This is a genomic window from Kitasatospora sp. NPDC058170 (assembly GCF_042883905.1).
GTDB lineage: Bacteria > Actinomycetota > Actinomycetes > Streptomycetales > Streptomycetaceae > Kitasatospora.
In genome coordinates this window covers 1-21,003 of the sequence record NZ_JBHVUV010000046.1, presented here as the reverse complement: position 1 = coordinate 21,003, position 21,003 = coordinate 1, and the positions used below count along the sequence as shown (strand labels likewise).

Here is a 21,003-nt window from a genome sequence, read left to right as displayed (position 1 = left end):
GCGGCGGTGCCCGCCGAAGGCCGGGGGCGGGGGCGCGGTGCTCAGGCCGCCGTGGACAGGTCGAGGTCGAGGCTGCGGTCGGAGAGGAGGATCGCCCGGTGCACGTCCTGCAGGGCCCGGCCGGGTTCGATGCCCAGCTCGTGGTTGAGCGTCCGGCGGGTCGAGCCGTAGACGCCGAGGGCGTCGGCCTGCCGCTCGGAGCGGTACAGGGCGATCATCAGCTGCCGGCGGAACCCCTCGTGCAGCGGGTGCTCGGAGGTCAGCGAGTAGAGCCGGCCGACGAGTTCCTGGTGCCGGCCCAGGGTCAGGCCGGCCTCGACGTGCATGCCGACGCAGCCGAGCCGGGCCTGTTCGACCCAGGCGATGAAGCCGTCCAGGATCGGGCCGGCCCGCAGGTCGCCCAGCGCGGGGCCGCGCCAGAGGCCGAGCGCCGCCTCGAAGGCGGCCGCCGCCTGCTCGGGCCGGCCGAGCCGGAAGGCCTGGCGGCCCTCGTCGGTGAGCCGCTGGAACTCCTTGGCGTCCAGCCGGTCGCGGTCGAGGTGGAGCAGGTAGCCGGGCGAGCGGGTGACGATCGGGGTGTCGGTCGCGCCGTCCCGGGCGAGCAGCTTGCGCAACTGCGAGATGTAGACGTGGATTGCCGCCAGATAGCGCTTGGGCGGGCGTTCACCCCATATCTCGTAACTCAACTGTTGGACCGACACCACCTCGTCGGCTCTGATCAGGAGTGTGGCGAGGACGACCTGCATGTTCCGGGCGTTGATCGTGGCGGCACGCTGATCGCGCTGCTCCGGCTGGATCCGCAGGCTTCCCAGGATTTCGTACCGCATGACTGCCCCTCAGGTCGGATATCGGGATTCGCCATCCAATCTGCCTGGTCTGCCGGGCCGGCACATCTGCGAAATTACGTACCGTCCGTCCGGCTGCGTACGAGTGCCCGGTCGGGCAGTGCCCTTCAGCAGCGCTTTAGCGGAGCTTGAGCCGCTGCGCGGACACTCGGCCCGCCGGGTAGGACCGCCGGCCAGGGCTGCGAGGTGGGGAGTGCGACCGGGGATGCGTGAAGGATGAGGCGGTACTGGGCGGGCTGGTTGGACCGGGTGGGCCCGGGGCTGAGCGCGCTGGCCTGCGTCTGGGGCATGGGGCCCTGCCTGCCGGTGCCCGAGGGCCCGGAGCCGCCCGCCGTGGAGCGCCGTTCCCGGGGCCCCAGAGCGGCTCGGGGCCTGGCCGGACCGCCGGTGGACCACCCCGAGCGGCCCGCCGGGCACATCCCGCCGACCGCGGTGGAGCGGGCGCTCTGGCAGCAGTTCGACCGCGCACTCCCGTGAGCGGCGGTCGACGGTGAGCGGCGGCCCGCGGTGGGCGGCGATGCGAGGCTGTGGCCAGGCGAGGGTGGGTAGGTGACGCGAAGGCGGGGCGCCCGGTCGGGGCTAATCCTGACCGCGATCTGACAAGGACTCATATTCTTTTTAACAGGCGTCACTTGGTATGGCCCGAAGGTTTCGCCGTGTGAACATTGCATTGCGGGTGGGGTGATGACGGGTGGGCTTGGCTACCGTTGCGTCATCGCACGCCTGATCGATGAGCTGCGGCGCAGCCGGTAGCGGCAGGATTCAGCGGCGCCTCGGCCGGAAGGGGGACACGCAACGATGGTGCCCACGGGGAATCGACCTCTCAACGGACCGGCTCCGGAGGTCCGCGAGGCGGAGGCGGAGGCGCTCCACACCGTTCTGGACGCCCTGACGGACGGGCGCGGCCGCATGGCCGAACTCATCGGCGAGCCCGGCGCGGGCAAGACCAGGCTGCTCGCCGGCCTGGCCGAGCAGGCCGAGCGCCGCGGCGCCGTGGTGCTGCGCGGCCGCGCCACCGAGGCGAGTGCGGGGCTGCGCGGCCACGTGCTGCTCGACATGCTGGGCCGCTGGGGCGGCGCCGGACTGGACGACGGGCAGCTCGACTCGCTCGCCGCGCTCACCCACCAACTCTCCTACGGTCCGGGCCCGCAGACCTGCCCGGACGACGTCCCGCAGTCCCGCTGGCACTGCATCTTCTACGCCGCCTTCGTACGCCGGCTGCGCCACTGCGCGGCCGGCGGCCTGGTGCTCCTCTTCGACGACGCGCACTGGCTCGACGAGGGCACCCTGGAGCTGCTGGACTACCTGATCCAGCGGCCGGTCGGCGCCCCCGTCGCGGTGGTCGCCTCCTACCGGCCGCGCCAGGCGCCCGCGCAGCTGGCGGGCGCCTTCGCCCAGGGCATCGAGCTCGGCACCGCCGAGCGGGTCGAACTGGGCCCGCTCGACCCGCGCCGCAGCGCCGCGCTCGCCGGGATGCCGGTGGACTCGCCCGCGTTGCGCCGACTGCACCGGGAGGCCGGGGGCAACCCGCTGTACCTGCTGACGCTGGTGGGCCAGAGCGCGTCGGCCCCGTCCTTCCGGGCGGGCGAGCCGGCGGAGTCCGAGCCGGCCGAGGAGTCGGCCGAGGAGCCGGTCGAGCCGACCCTGCCGGTGCGGTTCAGCGCGCGGATCTCGGCCGAGTACGCGGCGCTGGACGAGGACCTGCAGCAGGCCGCGGCGGCCGGCGCCGTTCTGGGCGAGCGCTTCGACGCGGCCGGGGTGGCCGCGCTGATCGGGTTCCGCCGGGAGGCGACCTGCGGGCTGCTGGACGGGCTGGTCCGCCGCGACCTGGTCCGCACGGTCGGCGGGACCGACCAACTCGCCTACCGGCACCCGCTGGTGCGCCGCTCGGTGTACGCGGCGGCGGACGCCTGCTGGCGGATCGAGGCGCACCGCAAGGCACTGGATTTCCTCGCCGCGCGCGGTGTGCCGGACGCCGAACTGGCCGAGCACGTCCAGCGGTCCGGCCCCGGCGACGGGGAGCGGGACCACCTGGTGCTGGCCGCGGCCACCCGGGAAGCGCTGCGCTCCGGCGACACCCGGGCGGCGGCCGTGCTGCTGCCCCAGACGCTGCGGCTGCTGGCGGTGCGCGGGCAGACGCAGGAGGCGGTGGAGCTGAGCGCGTTCGCGCGCAGCGTCGAGGAGGGTGGCGTGCGGCCCGCCCCGGAGGTGCTGCTGAGCTGCGGCGTGCCGCTGCCGACCGGGTCGTCGGCCATCGGTGCCGCCCGGGCCGGGAGTGCGGTCGGGGGTGCGTCGGTGGAGCTGTTCGCGGCGCTGACCGAGCGCGAGCGGGAGGTGGCCGACCTGGCCAGCACCGGGCGGCGGACCCGTCAGATCGCCGCCGAGCTGAGGCTCAGCCCGCGCACGGTCGACGTCCACCTGACCCGGATCTACCGCAAGCTCAACATCAGCTCGCGGGCGGCGCTGGCGCGGATGGTGGTCGAGTCGGGGCGGGTCGGCGGCCTGGCCGGATAGCGCGGGACCGGACCGGCCTGGCGCGGACCTGGTCGGACCGGACCGGCGCGGGCCCGGCCGGGTGGGTCCGGGTCGGCCGGGCCCGGTCACCGGGTGGTGAAGTGCCCTGCGCGCAAGGGTCCTTGCTATTCGGAGGGCCCCTCCGTATTGTGGGTGCCGCAGCCGGGCGACCCGTATCCGGATCCGGCCGCGAGCCGTCCGACCCGCCCGCGCGACGCAGCACGCGCCGTGCGCCGCGGCCGACCCGGCGGCGCTTCGTCCGCCGACCGCCCACGCCCGTGCGCGCGGTGCCACCCGTGGCGCCGCGTCCACCGGGTGTGCGGCGGCAGGGCGGCGGGCCCGGCCGTCCCCCGTCGGCCGGTGCCGCCGCCCACGCGACGACGCCGGCCGTCCACGCGACGCGCCGGTGCCGCCCGGCCCGGCACGGCGGACCCGGCCACCCACCCCTTCCCCGCCCCGCCCGTCGGGGCCGCGCCCACCCCGGAGGACCCGCATGTCCCAGCCCGGCTCCGTGCCGCTCTCCGTCCTCGACCTCGCCCCGGTCCTGGTCGGCCAGACCACCGCCGAGGCGCTGCACGACAGCGTGGCCCTCGCCCGGGCCGCCGAGGAGCTCGGCTACCACCGCTACTGGGTGGCCGAGCACCACAACGCCCCGGGGGCCGCCAGCTCCGCGCCGGCCGTCCTGATCGGCCAGATCGCCGCCGCCACCAGCCGGCTGCGGGTCGGCTCCGGCGGGGTCATGCTCCCCAACCACGCCCCGCTGGTGGTCGCCGAGCAGTTCGGCACCCTGGCGGCCTTCCACCCGGGGCGGATCGACCTCGGCCTCGGCCGCGCTCCGGGCACCGACCCGGTGACCGCCCAGGCGCTGCGCCGCGCCGCCGGACCGCTGGCCGGCGGGGACTTCCCCCGGCAGGCCGTCGAACTGCTCGGCTACTTCGACGGCCCGCAGGACGAGGCGGAGGCGGCCCTGCGCGCGGTCCCGGCCGAGGGCAACCGCCCCGAGGTGTGGGTGCTGGGCTCGGGCCTGGGCAGCGCCGAGCTGGCCGGTTCGCTGGGCCTGCCGTTCGCGTACGCGCACCAGTTCAACGCCCAGCTCACCGTGCCGGCCCTGCGGGCCTACCGCGAGTCCTTCCGGCCCTCCGCGGTACTGGAGCGCCCGCACGCGCTGGTGGCGGCCTTCGTCCTGGCGGCGGAGACCGCGGAGGACGCCGAGCGGCTGGCCGGGCCGATACGGGTGGCCGCGGTGCGCACCGTCCGCTCCGGAGGGCGGCAGAACGCCTATCCGACGCTGGAGGAGGCGGCCGCGTTCCACTACACCGAGCAGGACCGGCAGATCGTGGAGGGCTTCCTCGGGCAGCAGGTGATCGGGGACCGGGCGCTGGTCCGCCGCCGGGTCGCCGAGCTGGTCTCGGCCGGCGCCGACGAGTTCATGGCGATGACGGTGACCCCGGACCTCGAAAGCCGGGTGGCGTCCTACCGGATCCTCGCCGAGGAGGTGGCCGCGCTCGGCTCGGGCCCGCTCGCGGGCGTGCAGCGCGGCTGACGGTCCGCCATCGGCCCCTCGCCGGGCCCGCCTCCTCCAGGCGGACCCTGGGGCGGCCCGCTTGCGGGCCGTCAACGACCCCCGCCGGTCCCTCCCCGGGCGTCCGGCGGTCCCGGTCCCGGCCCGGCCCCACCTGCGGGGCCGGGCCGGGACCGGTTCACGCCCCGGCCGGGGGCCGCAGGCCGTCCGCCACCACGGCGAACAGCCGCTCGAACTGGGCCTGGTCGCCGGTGCCCTGCTCCAGCGACCAGACCAGCGCGTTGACCAGCGTCACCGCGTCGGGCATCGAGATGTCCGCCCGGACGGCGCCGGCCAGCTGGGCCCGCCGGAGCAGGGCGTCGGCCGCGTGCAGCATGCCCGCGCAGGACTCGAACTCGGTGTGCTCGTCGACCAGGTTGACCATCACGGCGGAGGCCAGCCCCCGGTAGCGGGAGGCGTACGCGGCGAGGTCGCGCAGCCAGAGCAGCACGCCGGCCGCGGCGTCGGGTGCGGCGGCGAGTTCGCGGGCCCGGGTCTCCAGGGTGGTCATGCTCTCCTGGAGCACCGCCTCCAGCAGGGCCGCCCGGGTGGGGAAGTGCCGGTAGAGGGTGCCGATGCCGACGCCGGCCCGCCGCGCGACCTCCTCCAGTGACGCCTCGGTGCCCTGTTCCTCCAGGACCGTCGCGGCGGCGGCCAGCAGCCGCTCGTAGTTGCGGCGGGCGTCGGCGCGCATCGGGCGGGCCCCGGCGCGCGCCCTGGCCGGCGGCTGCGTGGCGTCCGCGGGCGGGGCGGGGTCGGCGGCGGGCTGTGCGGCACCGCCGGGCTGCGGAGCGTCGGCGGGCCGGGCGGGGCGGGCGGATTGAGGGGGCGTCATGTTCTCTCCGGGCGGGTCGGTCGGGCTGGTCGCTGCTTGCAAAGTGGAGGGCTCCTCCGTATTGTATTCGGAGGGGCCCTCCTGTTCTATCGGGCGCCCGCATGCCGATGCTCTTCCGATGTTTTCCGGTCCCCTCGCGCGACCGACCCCATCACCCGGATCCACAGCCCGCCTCCCTGACCGGGCTGCCGCGCACCCCCTCGCCGGAGGTTCGCCGGATCCCACACACCCGCGTGCTCACGGCCCTGTGGAGGCTATCGTGACGACCTCGTCCACCCCGTCCGCGACTCTGAAGGACGAGGCGGATCCGCCGGCGTCGGCGCAGTCCGGCCCGTCCCGGCCCGGCATCACACTGGCGATCATCGCGGTCTGCCAGTTGATGATCATTCTTGACGCGACCATCGTGAACGTCGCCCTTCCGGACATCCAGAAGGACCTCGACTTCACCGGATCCGACCTGTCCTGGGTGCTCAACGCCTACGCGCTGACCTTCGGCGGCCTGCTGCTGCTCGGTGGCCGCTTCGGCGACATCCTCGGGCGCCGCCGGGTCTTCATCGCCGGTGTCCTGCTCTTCACCGGGGCCTCGCTGCTCGGCGGCATCACCCCCAACGGCGGTCTGCTGCTGCTCGCCCGGGCCCTCCAGGGCGTCGGCGCGGCGCTCGCCGCACCCGGCACCCTCGCCCTGATCGCCACCAACTTCCCCGAGGGCAAGGCCCGTACCAAGGCGATGGGCGTCTACGGCGGCGTCACCGGCTCCGGCGCCGCGCTCGGCCTGATCCTCGGCGGCGTGCTCACCGACGTCGCCTCCTGGCGCTGGGTCTTCTTCGTCAACATCCCCTTCGGCATCCTCATCGCCGTGCTCACCCCGCGGTTCGTCCGCGAGTCCGAGCGCCACCCCGGCCGCTTCGACCTGCTCGGCGCCCTCACCTCCACCGCCGGCATGGCGCTGCTGGTCTACGGCTTCATCAACGCCGGGTCCAAGAGCTGGGGCGACGGCACCACCGTCGTCTGCTTCATCGCCGCGGTGATCCTGCTCGGCGCCTTCCTGGTGGTCGAGACCCGCGCGGCCCAGCCGATCCTGCCGCTGCGCCTGTTCCGCGACCGCGACCGGACGATCCTGCTCGGCGGGATGCTGTTCCTCTCCGGCAACCTGGCCGGCATGTTCTTCTTCCTCACCCAGTTCGTGCAGGAGGTCATGAAGTTCAGCGCGATCAAGGCCGGGTTCGGCTTCGTCCCGGTCGCCTTCGCGCTGATCGCGGCGGCCGGCGTGGTGATGAAGACGCTGCCCAAGGTCGGCGCCAAGCCGTTCATGCTGGCCGGTGCCGTCCTGGTCACCGCCGGCATGGTCTGGCTGGCCCAGCTCGACGCCGGCAGCGGCTACCTGACCGGGCTGTTCGGGCCGATGGTCCTGATCGGCGTCGGCGCGGGCTTCTTCATTGTCCCGCTCAACATCATCGCGGTCGCCGGGGTGGCCCAGGAGGACGCGGGCGCGGCCTCCAGCCTGCTCAACGTCGTCACCCAGGTCGGCAGCGCGCTCGGTCTGGCCATCCTGGTGACGGTCTTCAGCAGCACCGTCAAGGACGAGACCGCGCACCCGCCGACGGACCTCGCGCCCGCCGACTTCCCGTCCCACCTGCTCTCCGTCGGCAGCGCGGCGGCCTTCTGGGTCGGCGCCGGCCTGGCGCTGGTCAGCGTGGTCGCGGGGCTGGTCGCCCGCTCCCGGGAGGTTCCGGACGACCCGTCGGCGGTGCTCACGGCCGTGCACTGAGCCGACGGCCGACGGGCCGCGGGCCGCGACCACCGTGCGGGTGGCCGCGGCCCGCTTCCGCGTCCGGGGCCGGTCCGGTGAGCCGCGCCGCGTGCGACGCGAACCGTCGGGCACGGCCCAGGCCGAAGGGGGCCGTGGTACCGGTGGGTACCACGGCCCCCTTCGGGGTGTGCCGCGAGGTCGGACCGTCTCGCCGGGGTCGGACCGCCGTGCCGAGGTCAGACCGCCTCGCCGAACCAGGTGGTGAGGGCGTGGCGCAGGGTGCCCGGGTCGTCCGTGACGGCGGCGATGTGACCGTCCGGGCGGATCAGCAGGGCGGCGGCGTCCAGCTCCGGGTGGGGTTCGGCGGTGAGCACGTCCACCCGGTCCGTCCAGCCCCCCACCTCGGGGCCCTGGGCGAACCGGACCAGCAGCCCGCGGCCGCCCCGCAGCCGGCCCGCCGGGGAGACGGGCCCCTCGGGCGTCACCAGCTCGACGTCCGGCACGAGCCGGCCGAGCAGCGGGTGCGGCTCGCCCGCGCCCTCCGGCAGCGGCAGCTCGTAGCGCAGGCCGACCCCGCCCGCCAGGTCCACCAGGAACTGGTTCGGGCCGTCGAAGGCGACCAGCTCGCGCAGGATCTCCCGCAGCGGTCCGACCTTCTCCGCCGGGTGCAGCAACGCGGTCTGAGCCCGGGTCGCCCGCAGCGCGGCCCGGCCGGCCGGCCGGCGCTCCGCCTCGTAGCTGTCCAGCAGCCCCTCCGGGGCCCGGCCCCGGACGGTCGCCGCCAGCTTCCAGCCCAGGTTGAGCGCGTCCTCCAGCGCGGTGCTCAGCGCCAGGCCGCCCAGCGGGTAGTGGACGTGGGCGGCGTCGCCGGCCAGCAGCACCCGGCCCGCGCGGTACCGGTCGGCCTGCCGCGCCGCGTCGTCGAACCGGGCCGACCAGAGCGGCTCCAGCGCCCCGAGGTCCAGATCGGCGATCCGGACGGCGGCCTTGGCGAGCTCCTCGCCCGTGACCGGCCCGGCCGGGGCCGCGGGCGGGGTGCCGAACTCGGTGGTGATCAGCCGCAGCCGGTCCGGTCCGACCGGGGCGCCCATGAACAGCCCGCGCTCGAACCAGCGCGCGCCGAACACCTCCGGCGGCACGTCGGCGAAGTCCACCCGGATGTCGGCGACCAGCCCCGAGGACTCGGCGGCCGCACCCTCGAAGGCGATCCCGGCCAGCTGCCGGACGGTGCTGTGCGGGCCGTCCGCGCCGACCAGGTAGGAGGCCTCCAGCCGGTACGGCCCGTCCGGGCCCTCGACCTCCACGACCACGCGCTCGTCGTCCTGGGTGAGCCCGGTGACCTGGTGGCCGCGCCGGACCTCCACCCCGTCCGCCGCGGCCAGCTCGGCCTCGATCCGCTCCTCGACCCGGGACTGCGCCAGCAGGTACGGGTAACGGGAGGGCCCGCCGGCCCGGTCCGGGTCCAGCCAGAGCAGCGAGAAGTGCACCTGCGGCAGGGCCAGGGCGCCCTCCCGCAGTTCGGCGAAGAGGCCGCGCCGCTCCAGCACGGCGACGGCCGCCGTGTTCAGTGCGACCCCGGCCGCCGTCCGCTCCCCGGGCGCCGAGCGCTCCAGCACCACCACCGGGACGCCGGCCCGGACCAGCTCCGCGGCGGTGAACAGCCCGGTGATCCCGGCTCCGGCGATCACCACCGGCCGCGGCGCGCTCACGCGGCACCGCCCGCGGTGGCGTCGGTGGCGTCGGTGTCGTCGGTGTCGGTGCCAGCGGTGTCGGCGGGGGCGCCGAACCAGGTGGCGAGGGCGTGGCGCAGGACCGCGGGGTCGTCCGTGGCGGCGGCGATGTGGCCGTCCGGGCGGATCAGCAGGGCGGCCGCGTCGAGGTCGGGGTGGGGTTCGGCGGTGAGCACGTCCACCCGGTCCGTCCAGCCCTCGGCGTCGAGGCCCTCGGCGAAGCGGATCAGCAGCCCGCGCCCGTCGTGCAGGTGGGAGGCGAGCGAGGTGGGCCCGTCGGCGGCCACCAGCTCGGCGTCCGGGACGAGCCGGCCGAGCAGCGGGTGCGGCTCGCCCGCGCCCTCCGGCAGCGGCACCTCGTACCGGGTACCGACACCGGTCACCAGGTGCAGCAGGTAGTCGTTGACCTCCTTGAACTTCACCAGTTCGGCGAAGATCTCCCGCAGCGGCGTGATCTTGTCCAGCGGATAGAGCAGCGAGACCTGCGCCTGGGTGTTGACGCAGACCCGCTGGCCGACCGGCCGGCGCTCCGCGTGGTAGGTGTCCAGCAGCCCCTCCGGGGCCCGGCCCTGGACGGTCGCCGCGAGCTTCCAGCCCAGGTTGAAGGCGTCCTGCAGACCGGTGTTGAGGCCCTGCCCGCCGATCGGGTAGTGCACGTGGGCGGCGTCGCCGGCCAGCAGCACCCGGCCCGAGCGGTACTCGTCCGCCAGCCGGGTCGAGTTGCCGAACCGGGACAGCCAGGTGGTCTCCTCGAAGTCCGGCGCCGAGCCCGTGACCCGCTTGATCGCCTCGCGCAGCTCGTCGTTGGTCACCGGGACGTCGTCCCCGGGGCGCTCCTGGTCGAACTCGGTGGTCATCAGCCGCAGCTTGCGCCCGCCCTCGATCGGGACGTTGGCCAGCCAGCCGCCCGGGTACAGCTCGGCCGAGTAGGCGACGGTGTCGCCCTCCTTGACGACGACGTCGCCGAGCACCCCATAGAAGGTCGAGCCCGTCCCCGGGAAGCCGATCCCCGCCAGCTTGCGCACCCGGCTGTGGCCGCCGTCCGCGCCGACCAGGTAGGCGGCCTCCAAGCGGTACGGGCCGTCCGGGCCCTCGACCTCCACGACCACGCGCTCGTCGTCCTGGCTGAGCCCGGTCACCTCGTGGCCGCGCCGGATCTCGGTGCCCAGCTCGCGGGCCCGGGCCTCCAGGGCGTGCTCGGTCTTCCACTGCGGCACGGCCAGCGTGTAGTCCGCCTTGGGGCCCTCCGGGCGCTGCAGCCAGAACAGGCCGAAGTGCATGGCCGGCCAGGCCTCGGTCTCGGGCGTGCGGAACCGGTCGACCAGGCCGCGCTGGTGCAGGATCTCAAGGCTGCGCACGTGCAGGCCCAGGCCCCGGGACTCGCCGCTCGCCTCCGGCAGCCGCTCCAGGACGACGGTCTCGACGCCGGCCAGCCGCAGTTCGGCGGCGAGCAGCAGGCCGGTCGGTCCGGCACCGGCGATGACGACCCGCTGGTTCGCCGGGCTCGACGGGCTCGACTCGCTGCTCTGGCTTGTCTGGCTCACGGGCGGTGCTCCTTCGGTGAGTTGTGCGCGGCCCGCGCGTCGGATGGCTCGCGCGCGACCTGGAGGAGGGGAGGTGCCAGTCACGCGGCACCTCCCCTCGACCCTGAACTCACCGGCTAAGCACGGCCTTTGCGGCTGCTAAAGCGAAGCCCCCACTGCTGCGGGCAGCTGCCGCACGAGCTCCCGGGCCAGCGCCTCGGCGTCCGGGTGGTCGTAGGCGACGGCCGCCGGCAGCTCCACGCCGAGGGCGTCCGCCAGCCGGTTGCGCAGCTCCAGCGCGGTGAACGAGGTGAAGCCCGCGTCCAGGAAGTTCTCCCCGGTGCCGAGTTCCTCCGGCGACTCGTGCCCCAGCACCGCCGCCGCGTGCAGCCGGACCAGCGCCAGCAGGGCCGCGGCGCGCTCCGCCGGGGCCAGCGCGGCCAGCTCGGCTCTCAGCGCGTCCGCCGCCGCGGTGTCCGCCGTCGCCGCGTCCGCCGACGGGCCCGCCGGAGCGGAGCCGGACCCGTCGGCGTGGCCGGTGGCCGGTCCGGCGCCCTGGTCCGCGGCGGGGGCCCGGCCGCTGCGCCGCCAGGCGGTCAACTCGGGCAGTACGGCGGCCAGTCGGTCGACCAGTTCCGGATCCCCGCCGACGGGGCCGAGCAGTTCGGCCAGGGCGGGCGCACCCGCCTCGACGGCCGCCCAGAACGCCTCCTGGCCGGGCTCGGCTACCGCCGTGGGGGTGGCCTCCAGCCAGAACGTCCGGTGCTGGAAGGCGTAGGTCGGCAGGTCGGCGAGCGGCGCCGGGCCGGGCCCGTGGACGGCGGCCCAGTCCACCGCCGCGCCGCCGACGTGCAGTCGGGCCAGCGCGCCCAGCAGCGCGCCCGCCTCCGGCCGGTCCCGGCGCAGCAGCGGCACGACCTCGACGGCCCGCGGATCGACGGCCACCGCCTCCTGGACCAGCGGCGCGAGCACCGCGTCCGGCCCGACCTCGACGAACCGGCCCACGCCCTCCGCCGCGAGGGTGCGCAGCCCGTCGTGGAACCGCACCGCCTCCCGGACGTGCCGCACCCAGTAGTCCGGGGCGGCGAGTTGGTCGGCGGTGGCGAGCGCCCCGGTCAGGTTGGAGACGAGCGGGATCCGCGGCGGCGCGACCGCCAGACCCTTGGCGACCTGCTCGAACTCGGCCAGCATCGGCTCCATCAGCGGGGAGTGGAACGCGTGGCTGACCTGCAGCCGCCGGGTCTTGCGGCCCAGCAGCCGCCAGCGCCCGGCGACCTCCTCCACCGCCTCCTCCTCGCCCGAGATGACCGTGGACGCGGGCCCGTTGACCGCCGCGACCGACACCCGGCCCTCGTACCCGGCGAGCGAGGCGAGCACCTGCCGTTCGGGCGCGCGGACGGAGACCATCGCACCGCCCGCCGGCAGCGCGTCCATCAGTCGGGCCCGGGCGGCGACCAGCGCGGCCGCGTCGGCGAGCGTCAGTACGCCCGCCGCGTGCGCCGCCGCCAGCTCGCCCACCGAGTGCCCGCCCACCAGTTCGGGCTGCACGCCCCAGGAGAGCAGCAGCCGGTACAGGGCCGTCCCGACCGCGAACAGGGCCGGCTGCGTCCAGGCGGTGCGGTGCACCGACTCGGCGTCGGCGCTGCCCGGTTCGGCGAACACCACCTCGCGCAGCGGCCGCTCCAGATGCGGGGCGAAGGCCGCCTCGACCTCGTCGAAGGCCTCCGCGTAGGCGGCGAACGACTCGTACAACTCGCTTCCCATGCCCGGGCGTTGGCTGCCCTGTCCGGAGAACAGGAAGGCCGTGCGGCCGGTGCCCGCTGCGGCGGAGCGCAGCAGCGCGGGGGCCTCGGCGCCCTTCGCCAGCGCCGCGAGCGCGTCCAGGCGTGCCACCGGGTCGGCCGCGACCACCGCCGCCCGGTGGGCCAGCGGGGCCCGGGCGGTGGCCAGCGTCCGGGCGACGGCGGCCGGATCCTGCGGGGTGGCGGTGAGGTGGGCGTGCAGCCGCCCTGCCTGGGCGCGCAGGGCCGGCTCGGAATGGGCGGAGAGCAGCCAGACCTGCGGACGGCGGCCGCCCTGTGGCGGGGCCGGTGGGGCCTGCTGGGCTTCGACCTCGGCTTCGGCCTCTCCGTCCGCCTCCAGGGATTCCGGGGCTTCCGGGGCTTCGAGGATGAGGTGGGCGTTGGTGCCACTGATGCCGAAGGAGGAGACGGCGGCCCGGCGCGGCCGCCCGGTCTGCGGCCACTCCCGGTGCCCGGTGAGCAGTTCGACCCGCCCCGCCTCCCAGTCCACGTGCGGGGAGGGCGCGTCCAGGTGCAGCGAACGCGGGATCTCGCCGTGCCGGAAGGCCTCGATCATCTTGATCACGCCGGCCACCCCGGCCGCCGCCTGGGTGTGCCCGATGTTCGACTTCACCGACCCCAGGTACACCGGAGCGCTCCGGTCCTGCCCGTACGTGGCCAGAATGGCCTGGGCCTCGATCGGGTCGCCGAGGGTCGTCCCCGTGCCGTGCGCCTCCACCACGTCGACCTGGTCGGGGGTCAGCCCGGCGTTGGCCAGCGCCGCGCGGATCACCCGCTGCTGGGCCGGCCCGTTCGGCGCGGTCAGACCGTTGCTGGCGCCGTCCTGGTTGACCGCCGAACCGCGCAGCACCGCCAGCACCGGGTGCCCGTTGCGCCGGGCGTCGGACAGCCGCTCCAGGACCAGCAGACCCGCCCCCTCGCCCCAGCCGGTGCCGTCCGCCGCCGCCGCGAACGGCTTGCACCGCCCGTCCGGCGCCAGCCCGCGCTGATGGCTGAACTCGGTGAACACCCCCGGCGTCGCCATCACCGTCGCCCCGCCCGCCAGCGCCAGCGCCGACTCGCCCGAGCGCAGCGACTGCGCGGCCAGGTGCACGGCCACCAGCGAGGAGGAGCAGGCCGTGTCCACCGTCACCGCCGGACCCTCCAGGCCCAGCGTGTAGGCGATCCGGCCGGTCGCCACACTGCTCGCGCTGCCGTTGCCGATCCACCCCTCGAAGCCCTCCGGCACCGCCGGGTAGAGCCGCGCGCCGTAGTCGTCGTACATCACCCCCGCGAACACGCCCGTCCGCGAGCCGCGCAACGAGGCCGGGTCGATGCCGGTCCGCTCCAGCGCCTCCCAGGCGAGCTCCAGCAGCAGCCGCTGCTGCGGGTCGGTGGCGAGCGCCTCGCGCGGGCTGATCCCGAAGAACGCGGCGTCGAAGTCCCCCGCGTCGTAGAGGAACCCGCCCTCGCGGGTGTACGCCGTCCCGGGGTGGTCCGGGTCCGGGTGGTACAGGTTCTCCACGTCCCAGCCGCGGCCGCCAGGGAACGGGCCCACCGCGTCCACCCCGTCGGCCACCAGCCGCCACAGGTCCTCCGGCGACGCGACCCCGCCCGGGAAGCGGCAGGCCGCCCCGACCACGGCGATCGGCTCGCTGCGCTCCGCCTCCAGGGCCGCGACCCGGCGGCGGGCGCGGTGCAGGTCCTCGGTGACCCACTTCAGATACTCGACGAGCTTCTGCTGCTCAGTCATTGGTCCCTGCCTCTTCCCTGTTCGCCACTGGTCAGTGCCCCGCCGCGCCGGCGCGGCCGAGCGTGGTGTCGATGAACGCCATCAGCTCGCCGATGTCCGCCTCCCGGATGGACTCGCTGACCGCCTCCTGCTCGGCCGCCTCCTGCTGGGCGGCCTCCTGGGCGGCCCCGGCCGCGGCCGGCTCCGGCCGGGCGGCGCCCCAGCGGCCGCGCAGCGCCTCCAGCCGGACGGCCACCCGGCCGTGGCCCGCCCCGTCCAGCTCCGCGGCGGCCAAGGCGGCCTCCAGCCGGTCGAGTTCGGCCAGCAGCCGGTCCGCCTCCGCGCCCGGGCGGGGCTCCGCCGCGCCGCGCAGGTACCCCGCCAGCGACGCGGCCGTCGGGTGGTCGAAGACCAGCGTCACCGGGAGCCGCAGCCCGGTCGCCGCGCTCAGCCGGTTGCGCAGCTCCACCGCCGTCAGCGAGTCGAAGCCCAGCTCCTTGAACGAGCGCTCGACCGGCACCGCCGCCGGATCGGCGTGCCCCAGCACCACCGCGATCTCCCCGCGGACCAGCCGCAGCACCACCGCGTCCCGCTCCTGCACCGGGACCCCGGCCAGCCGATCGGCCAGCGAGGGGCCACCGGCCGAGGCGGCGCCGGCCCGGCCGCTCGCCGCCCGCACCAGCTCCCGGAACACCGGCGGCACCGAACCCGCCGACCGCAGCGCCGCCGAGTGCAGCGTCGCCGCCAGCAGCAGCGGCTCCGGCGAGGCCAGGGCCAGGTCCAGCAGCTCCAGGCCCAGCGCGGACGGGATCGCGGCGAACCCGCTGCGGGCGATCCGCGCGTGGTCGGCCGCCGTCAGGTGCCCGGTCAGACCGCCGCCGTCCGCCCACCGCCCCCACGCCACCGACACCGCCGGCAGCCCGAGGGCGTGCCGATGCTGCGCCAGCGCGTCCAGGAAGGTGTTCCCCGCCGCGTAGTTCGCCTGGCCCGGCGCGCCCGCGATCCCGGCCGCCGAGGAGAACAGCACGAACGCGGACAGGTCCAGCCCGGCGGTCAGCTCGTGCAGGTGCCAGGCCGCGTCCGCCTTCGGCCGCAGGACCGCCGCCAGCCGCTCGGCGGTCAGCGCCTCCAGCGTCCCGTCGTCCAGCGCGCCCGCCGAGTGCACCACCGCGGTCAGCGGATGCCCGGCCGGCACCGAGGCGAGCAGCGCGGCCAGCGCCGCCCGGTCCGCGACGTCGCACGCCGCGATCCGCACCTGCGCGCCGAGCGCCGTCAGCTCCTCGGCCAGGGCGGCCGCGCCGGGCGCCTGCGGACCGCTGCGCCCGGTCAGCAGCAGGTGCCGCGCGCCGTACCGGGTCACCAGGTGCCGGGCAACCAGGCCGCCCAGTAGGCCGGTGCCGCCGGTGATCAGGACGGTGCCCTCCGGATCCAGGGCGACGGAGCGTTCGGGCCGCGCCCCGGCCGTGCGGGAGAGGCGCGGGACGAGCGCGGCCCCGTCGCGCAGGGCGAGCTGCGGCTCGTCGGCGGCCAGTGCGGCGGCCAGCGCCGCGGGGAGGGCGAGCAGCGAGGACGGCAGGGCGTCGAGGTCGGCCACCGCGAAGCGGCCGGGCTGCTCGTTGACGGCGCTGCGCAGCAGGCCCCAGACCGGGGAGCCGGCCAGACCGGGCAGTTCCTCCTGCGGTCCGGTGGCGACCGCGCCGCGGGTGACGGCGACCAGGACGGCGTCGCCGGTCCAGTCCTGGCCGGCCCACTCGGCGGCCAGGGCGAGGGCCTCTCCGGCGGCGGCGTGCGCGGCCGTGAGCAGGCCGTGGTCGCCGTCGGCCTCAGCGGCGGGTCCGGTGGCGGGTCCGGTGGCGGTCGCGCCGGGGGCCGCCAGGAACACGGCGGGCAGCGGCGCGCCGTCGGCGGTGGCCGCCGCCGCCGCGGCGGCCAGGTCGGGGTGGCGGACCGTCCGCACCCCGGCCGCCGCCAGCGCGGCGGCGAGGTCGAGCGCGTCCTCGCCGATCAGCGCCCACGGCCGGGCGTCGTCGCGCAGGCCCGGCGCCTGGGACAGCGGTGCCTGGGACTGCGGTGCCTGGGACTGCGGTGCCTGTGTCGGCTGCGCCTGGGGCAGCGGGCTCCAGCCGAGGCGGAACAGCGAGTCGCCGGCGCGGCCCACGGCGTGGGCCAGCTGCTGGTGCGAGATCTGCCGGAACTCCAGCCGGGCCACCGAGCCCAGCTCGGCGCCCGAGGCGTCCTGGAGCGTCAGCGCGGCCGCCTCCCCCTCCAGTCGCGCGACCCGCACCCGCAGCGCCCGCGGCGTCGCGGCAGCCCGGTCCAGCGAGACCCCGTGCCAGGCGAACGGCAGCCGCACGCCGTCCTGCCGCCCGTTCGAGGCCGCGTTCGAGGCCGCGTCCGAGGCGGTGTCCTGCGCGGCCGCCAGCACCAGCACGTGCAGCGCGGCGTCCAGCAGCGCCGGGTGCACGGCGAACCCGTCCTCGGCCTCCCCGTCCAGTCGGACCTCCGCGTAGAGGTCGTCACCGTGCCGCCAGGCCGCCGTGAGCCCCTGGAACGCGGGCCCGTAGACGTAGCCCTGCGCGGCCAGCAGCTCGTAGTGGCCCGCCAGGTCGAAGGCGGTGGCACCCGGCGGCGGCCAGGCCCCGGCGCCGCCGGGCGGCGCGGTGCGGGCCGCCCGCTCGGTGCCCAGCAGGCCCGAGGCGTGCCTGGTCCACTCGGCGGGCTCGGACCCGGCCGACTGCACCGGCCGGGAGTGCACGCCGAGCGGCCGCAGCCCCGCCGCGTCCTGCACACCCACGCGCAGCTGGAGCTGCCGGACCTCCTGCGGGCCGATCGCCACCGGCGCCTCCAGGGTGAGCTCCACCAGCTCGGGCACCCCGGCCGCCGCACCCGCGTGCAGCGCCGCCTCGACCAGCGCGGCACCGGGCAGCAGCACGGCGTCCAGCACCGCGTGGTCGGCCAGCCAGGGCTGCTCGGCGAGCGACAGCCGTCCGGTGAGCACCAGCGTGCCGTCCTCCGCGACGGGCAGTGCCCCGGTGAACAGCGGATGCCCGCCGGCCTCCAGACCCGGCCCGACCGCCCCGCCGCCGGCCGGCACCTGCAGCCAGTGCCGGGTGCGCTGGAACGGGTACGTCGGCAGCTCGGTGTGGACGGCGGCGGGCCGGTCCTCGGTGGCCCACCGTGCGACGGGCGCGCCGACCGTCCAGGCCCGGCCGAGGGCGGTGAGGAACTGCTGCCGGTCGTCGTGGTCGCGGCGCAGCGTGCCGAGCACCGTGGTGCTCGCGTCGGCGTCGAGCCCGTCCAGGGTCTGCTGGAGCGCGTAGGTGAGGACGGGGTGCGGGCTGGCCTCGATGTAGTGGGTGTGGTGGTCGCGGTGCAGGTTGGCCACGGTCTCGTGCAGCCGGACGGTCTGGCGCAGGTTGCGGTACCAGTAGTCGGCGGTCAGCTCGGTGGTGTCGATCCGCTCGGTGGTGACGGTCGAGTAGAACGGCACGGTCGCGGGCCGGGGGGTGATGTCCGCGAACAGCTCGCGGAGCTCCCGCTCCAGTGGTTCGACGTGGTGGCTGTGGGAGGCGTAGTCGACGGGGATGCGGCGGGCGCGGATGTCGGTGGTGTCGTAGTGGTGTTGGAGGGTGTCGAGTTCGGTGGCGTTGCCGCTGATGACGGTGGTGGCGGGTCCGTTGGTGGCGGCGATGGAGAGGCCGGGGGTGAGGGTGATGCGGTCGGGTGGGAGGGGGATGGAGAGCATGCCGCCGTGGCCGGTGATGGTGGTGATGGCTTTGGAGCGGAGGGCGATGATTTTGGCGGCGTCGGTGAGGGTGAGGGCGCCGGCGGTGTAGGCGGCGGCTATTTCGCCTTGGGAGTGGCCGAGGACGGCGTCGGGGTGGATGCCGTGGGTCTGCCAGGTGTGGGCGAGGCTGGTCATGATGGCGAAGAGGACGGGTTGGACGACGTCGACGCGGTCGAGGGTGGGGGCGTGGGGGGTTTGGTGGAGGACGTCGAGGAGGTTCCAGTCGGTGTGGGGGGTGAGGGCTTGGGCGCAGGCGTGGATGTGGTCGCGGAAGGCGGGGGAGTGGGTGAGGAGGTGGCGGCCCATGCCGATCCACTGGGAGCCCTGGCCGGGGAACACGAAGACGGTGCGGGTGTCGGTCCGGGCGAGGGCGGTGTGCAGGGCGGGGTGGGGGTGTCCTTCGGCGAGGGCGTCGAGGGCGGTGCGTAGTTCGGTGGGGTCGGTGGTGGTGATGGTGGCGCGGTGGGGGTGGGCGGTGCGGGTGGTGGCGAGGGCGTGGGCGGTGTCGGCGGGGGTGGCGGTGGTGGTGTCCAGGTGTGCGCGCAGCCGCCGCGCCTGCTCGCGCAGCGCCGGGCCGGTGTGGCCGGAGAGCGGCCAGATCAGCGGGGCCGCGTCCTGCTCCGCCTCCGCTGACGCCGGCGCCGCGGGCTCCGTGGCCTCCAGGGGTTCCGCCGCGTCGGCCGCCGGGGCCGCTTCGAGGATGAGGTGGGCGTTGGTGCCGCTGATGCCGAAGGAGGAGACGGCGGCCCGGCGCGGGCGCCCGGTCTGCGGCCAGGGCGTGTGCTCGGCGAGCAGTTCGATGCTCCCCGCCGCCCAGTCGACGTGCGGGGAGGGCGCGTCCAGGTGCAGGGTGCGGGGGAGCTCGCCGTGCCGGAAGGCCTCGACCATCTTGATCACGCCCGCGACGCCGGCCGCGGCCTGGCTGTGCCCGATGTTGGACTTGATCGACCCCAGGTAGAGCGGGTGCTCGCGCTCCCGGCCGTAGGTGGCCAGCAGGGCCTGCGCCTCGATCGGGTCGCCGAGCACCGTCCCGGTGCCGTGCGCCTCGACCACGTCGATCTCGTGCGCCGCCAACCCCGCGCCGGCCAGCGCCTCCTGGATGACCCGTCGCTGGGAGGGGCCGTTCGGCGCGGTGAGCCCGTTGCTGGCGCCGTCCTGGTTGACCGCCGAACCGCGCAGCACCGCCAGCACCCGGTGCCCGTTGCGCCGCGCGTCCGAGAGCTTCTCCAGGACGACGACGCCGACGCCTTCGGCGAAGCCCGTGCCGTCCGATCCGGCGGCGAACGGCTTGCACCGGCCGTCCGGCGCCAACCCGCGCTGCCGGCTGAACTCCACGAAGATGTTCGGCGTCGACATCACCACCACCCCGCCGGCCAGGGCGAGTTCGGACTCCCCGCGGCGCAGCGACTGGGCGGCGAGGTGGATCGTCACCAGCGAGGAGGAGCAGGCCGTGTCCACCGTCAGCGCCGGGCCCTCCAGCCCGAGCACGTACGAGACCCGCCCGGACAGCACGCTCGCCGCCGCGCCCGTGATCACGTAACCCTCCACGGCCGCCGGCACCTGCGGCGTGCGGGTCGCGTAGTCGTGCGAGGAGGCGCCGACGAACACCCCGGTGCGGGAGCCGCGCAGCGCGGTCGGGTCCAGGCCGGCCCGCTCCAGCGACTCCCACGCCGTCTCCAGGAACAGCCGCTGCTGCGGGTCCATGGCCAGCGCCTCGCGCGGACTGATCCCGAACAGCTCCGCGTCGAAGTCGGCCGCCCCGCGCAGGAATCCGCCCTCGCGGACGTACGAGGTGCCCGAGTGCTCCGGGTCCGGGTGGTAGAGCGCGTCGGTGTCCCAGCCCCGGTCGTCCGGGAACGGGCCGATCGCGTCCGCGCCGTCGGCGACCAGACGCCACAGCTGCTCCGGCGACTCCACCCCGCCCGGGTAGCGGCACGCCATGCCGACCACGGCGATCGGCTCCCGGTCCCGCTCCTGCGCCTCCTGGAGGCGCCGGCGGGTGTCCTGGAGGTCGGCGGTCGCCCGCTTGAGGTACTCGAAGAGCTTCTGTTCGTCTGCCATGTCGCCTCTGCCTTCCTCGGATTCTCTTACTGGTCCAGCGAGCTGACGTGAGGTCAGCTCGATCCGCCGTCGATGAGGGCGAAGAGCTCGTCCTCGGTGACGTTCTCCAGGTCGACCGCCGGCGCCTCCGGGCCTCCGGCCTTCGCCTCCAGCCGGGAGAGCAGGCCGCGCAGCCGGGTCAGGACCGGGCCGGGCACGGCGGCCTCGCCCGCCAGCGCCTCGGCGATGGCCGCCTCCAGGGCGTCCAGCCCCGCCGGGGCCGCGCCGTCCGGGCCGTCCGCGCCGTCCGCCGGCTTGGGGACGGCCAGGTCCTCCAGCAGGCGGGCGGCCAGCGAGTCCGGCGTGGGGTGGTCGAAGACCAGCGTGGTGGGGAGGTGGAGTCCGGTGGTGGTGCGCAGGCGGTTGCGGAGTTCGACGGCGGTGAGGGAGTCGAAGCCGAGGTCCTTGAACGGCTGGTCCGGGGCGAGCCGGCTCGGGTCGGGGTGGGCGAGGACGGTCGCCGCCTCCCCGCGCACCAGGTCCAGCAGCAGGTTCCGCCGCGCCGCCGCGTTCAGTGGCGCGAGCCGCTCGGTCAGCGACGGACCGCTCGGGGCCGCCGCCGCGGCGGCCGCCCGGCGGAGCGGCGGGCGCAGCACGCTCCGCAGCAGGGCGGGCACCTGGGCGCCGTCGCCGCGCAGTGCGCCCTGGTCCAGGTGGAGGGCGGTGACCACGGGCTGCGCACCGGCCAGTGCCGCGTCCAGCAGGGCCAGGCCTTCGGCCGTGCTCAGCGGCCGGCTCCCGGAGCGGGTGATCCGGGTGTGGTCGGTGGTGTGGAGGTTGGTGGTGAGGGTGCTGGTGTCGTGCCAGAGGCCGTAGGCGATGGAGGTGGCGGGGAGGCCGTGGGT

11 protein-coding genes are annotated in these 21,003 nt (G+C 75.9%); 4 read left to right on the top strand and 7 right to left on the bottom strand.

Annotation, left to right across the window (positions count from 1 at the left end; translation table 11 throughout):
* Positions 1 to 41 precede the first annotated feature (41 nt).
* Positions 42 to 827 (bottom strand): BTAD domain-containing putative transcriptional regulator, encoded by a 786-nt coding sequence (locus tag ACFVVX_RS34985; protein WP_387951777.1) that lies wholly within the window; start codon positions 825 to 827, stop codon positions 42 to 44.
* A gap of 234 nt (positions 828 to 1,061) precedes the next feature.
* On the opposite strand from ACFVVX_RS34985, the gene ACFVVX_RS34980 reads away from it, so the two are divergent.
* From ACFVVX_RS34980 to ACFVVX_RS34970, 3 genes are all read left to right on the top strand, one after another.
* The gene (locus ACFVVX_RS34980) at positions 1,062 to 1,322 is read left to right on the top strand and encodes a DUF6059 family protein (RefSeq protein WP_387951775.1); all 261 of its coding nucleotides are present in this window, start codon (positions 1,062 to 1,064) and stop codon (positions 1,320 to 1,322) included.
* Between the two features lie 321 nt (positions 1,323 to 1,643).
* Positions 1,644 to 3,359, top strand: coding sequence for an AAA family ATPase (locus ACFVVX_RS34975; RefSeq protein WP_387951773.1), 1,716 nt, complete (start codon positions 1,644 to 1,646; stop codon positions 3,357 to 3,359).
* Positions 3,360 to 3,852: 493 nt separating this feature from the next.
* Entirely contained in the window at positions 3,853 to 4,902 is a 1,050-nt protein-coding gene (locus tag ACFVVX_RS34970; RefSeq protein ID WP_387951771.1) for an LLM class flavin-dependent oxidoreductase, read from the top strand.
* Between the two features lie 157 nt (positions 4,903 to 5,059).
* Here the strand turns inward: ACFVVX_RS34970 and ACFVVX_RS34965 are convergent, their stop codons facing one another.
* Positions 5,060 to 5,755: a TetR/AcrR family transcriptional regulator gene (locus tag ACFVVX_RS34965; RefSeq protein ID WP_387951769.1), complete on the bottom strand. Its 696-nt coding sequence runs from the start codon at positions 5,753 to 5,755 to the stop codon at positions 5,060 to 5,062.
* A 259-nt stretch (positions 5,756 to 6,014) separates the two neighbouring features.
* Between ACFVVX_RS34965 and ACFVVX_RS34960 the strand changes: the two genes are divergently transcribed.
* Positions 6,015 to 7,523, top strand: coding sequence for an MFS transporter (locus tag ACFVVX_RS34960; protein WP_387951767.1), 1,509 nt, complete (start codon positions 6,015 to 6,017; stop codon positions 7,521 to 7,523).
* A 218-nt stretch (positions 7,524 to 7,741) separates the two neighbouring features.
* Here ACFVVX_RS34960 and ACFVVX_RS34955 read toward each other — a convergent pair whose 3' ends face one another.
* The 5 genes from ACFVVX_RS34955 to ACFVVX_RS34935 form a co-directional block, all read right to left on the bottom strand.
* Complete coding sequence (locus tag ACFVVX_RS34955; protein ID WP_387951765.1) at positions 7,742 to 9,214, bottom strand: FAD-dependent oxidoreductase; 1,473 nt, start codon at positions 9,212 to 9,214, stop codon at positions 7,742 to 7,744.
* A complete protein-coding gene (locus ACFVVX_RS34950) occupies positions 9,211 to 10,779 on the bottom strand; it encodes an FAD-dependent monooxygenase (RefSeq protein WP_387951763.1) in 1,569 nt (522 codons plus the stop codon). The genes ACFVVX_RS34955 and ACFVVX_RS34950 overlap by 4 nt, the downstream gene beginning before the upstream one ends.
* Before the next feature lie 138 nt (positions 10,780 to 10,917).
* Positions 10,918 to 14,262: a type I polyketide synthase gene (locus ACFVVX_RS34945; protein ID WP_387951807.1), complete on the bottom strand. Its 3,345-nt coding sequence runs from the start codon at positions 14,260 to 14,262 to the stop codon at positions 10,918 to 10,920.
* Positions 14,263 to 14,323: 61 nt separating this feature from the next.
* A complete protein-coding gene (locus tag ACFVVX_RS34940) occupies positions 14,324 to 20,119 on the bottom strand; it encodes a type I polyketide synthase (protein WP_387951761.1) in 5,796 nt (1,931 codons plus the stop codon).
* A 53-nt stretch (positions 20,120 to 20,172) separates the two neighbouring features.
* A partial coding sequence (locus ACFVVX_RS34935) for a phosphopantetheine-binding protein (RefSeq protein WP_387951759.1) occupies positions 20,173 to 21,003 on the bottom strand: 831 nt, incomplete at its 5' end.

Excerpts from the sequence above, each read along its gene's own strand:
- ACFVVX_RS34985 (WP_387951777.1), bottom strand. The coding sequence starts at position 827 with ATGCGGTACGAAATCCTGGGAAGCCTGCGGATCCAGCCGGAGCAGCGC.
- ACFVVX_RS34940 (WP_387951761.1), bottom strand. The coding sequence starts at position 20,119 with ATGGCAGACGAACAGAAGCTCTTCGAGTACCTCAAGCGGGCGACCGCC.
- ACFVVX_RS34970 (WP_387951771.1), top strand. The coding sequence starts at position 3,853 with ATGTCCCAGCCCGGCTCCGTGCCGCTCTCCGTCCTCGACCTCGCCCCG.
- ACFVVX_RS34980 (WP_387951775.1), top strand. The coding sequence starts at position 1,062 with ATGAGGCGGTACTGGGCGGGCTGGTTGGACCGGGTGGGCCCGGGGCTG.
- ACFVVX_RS34965 (WP_387951769.1), bottom strand. The coding sequence starts at position 5,755 with ATGACGCCCCCTCAATCCGCCCGCCCCGCCCGGCCCGCCGACGCTCCG.
- ACFVVX_RS34975 (WP_387951773.1), top strand. The coding sequence starts at position 1,644 with ATGGTGCCCACGGGGAATCGACCTCTCAACGGACCGGCTCCGGAGGTC.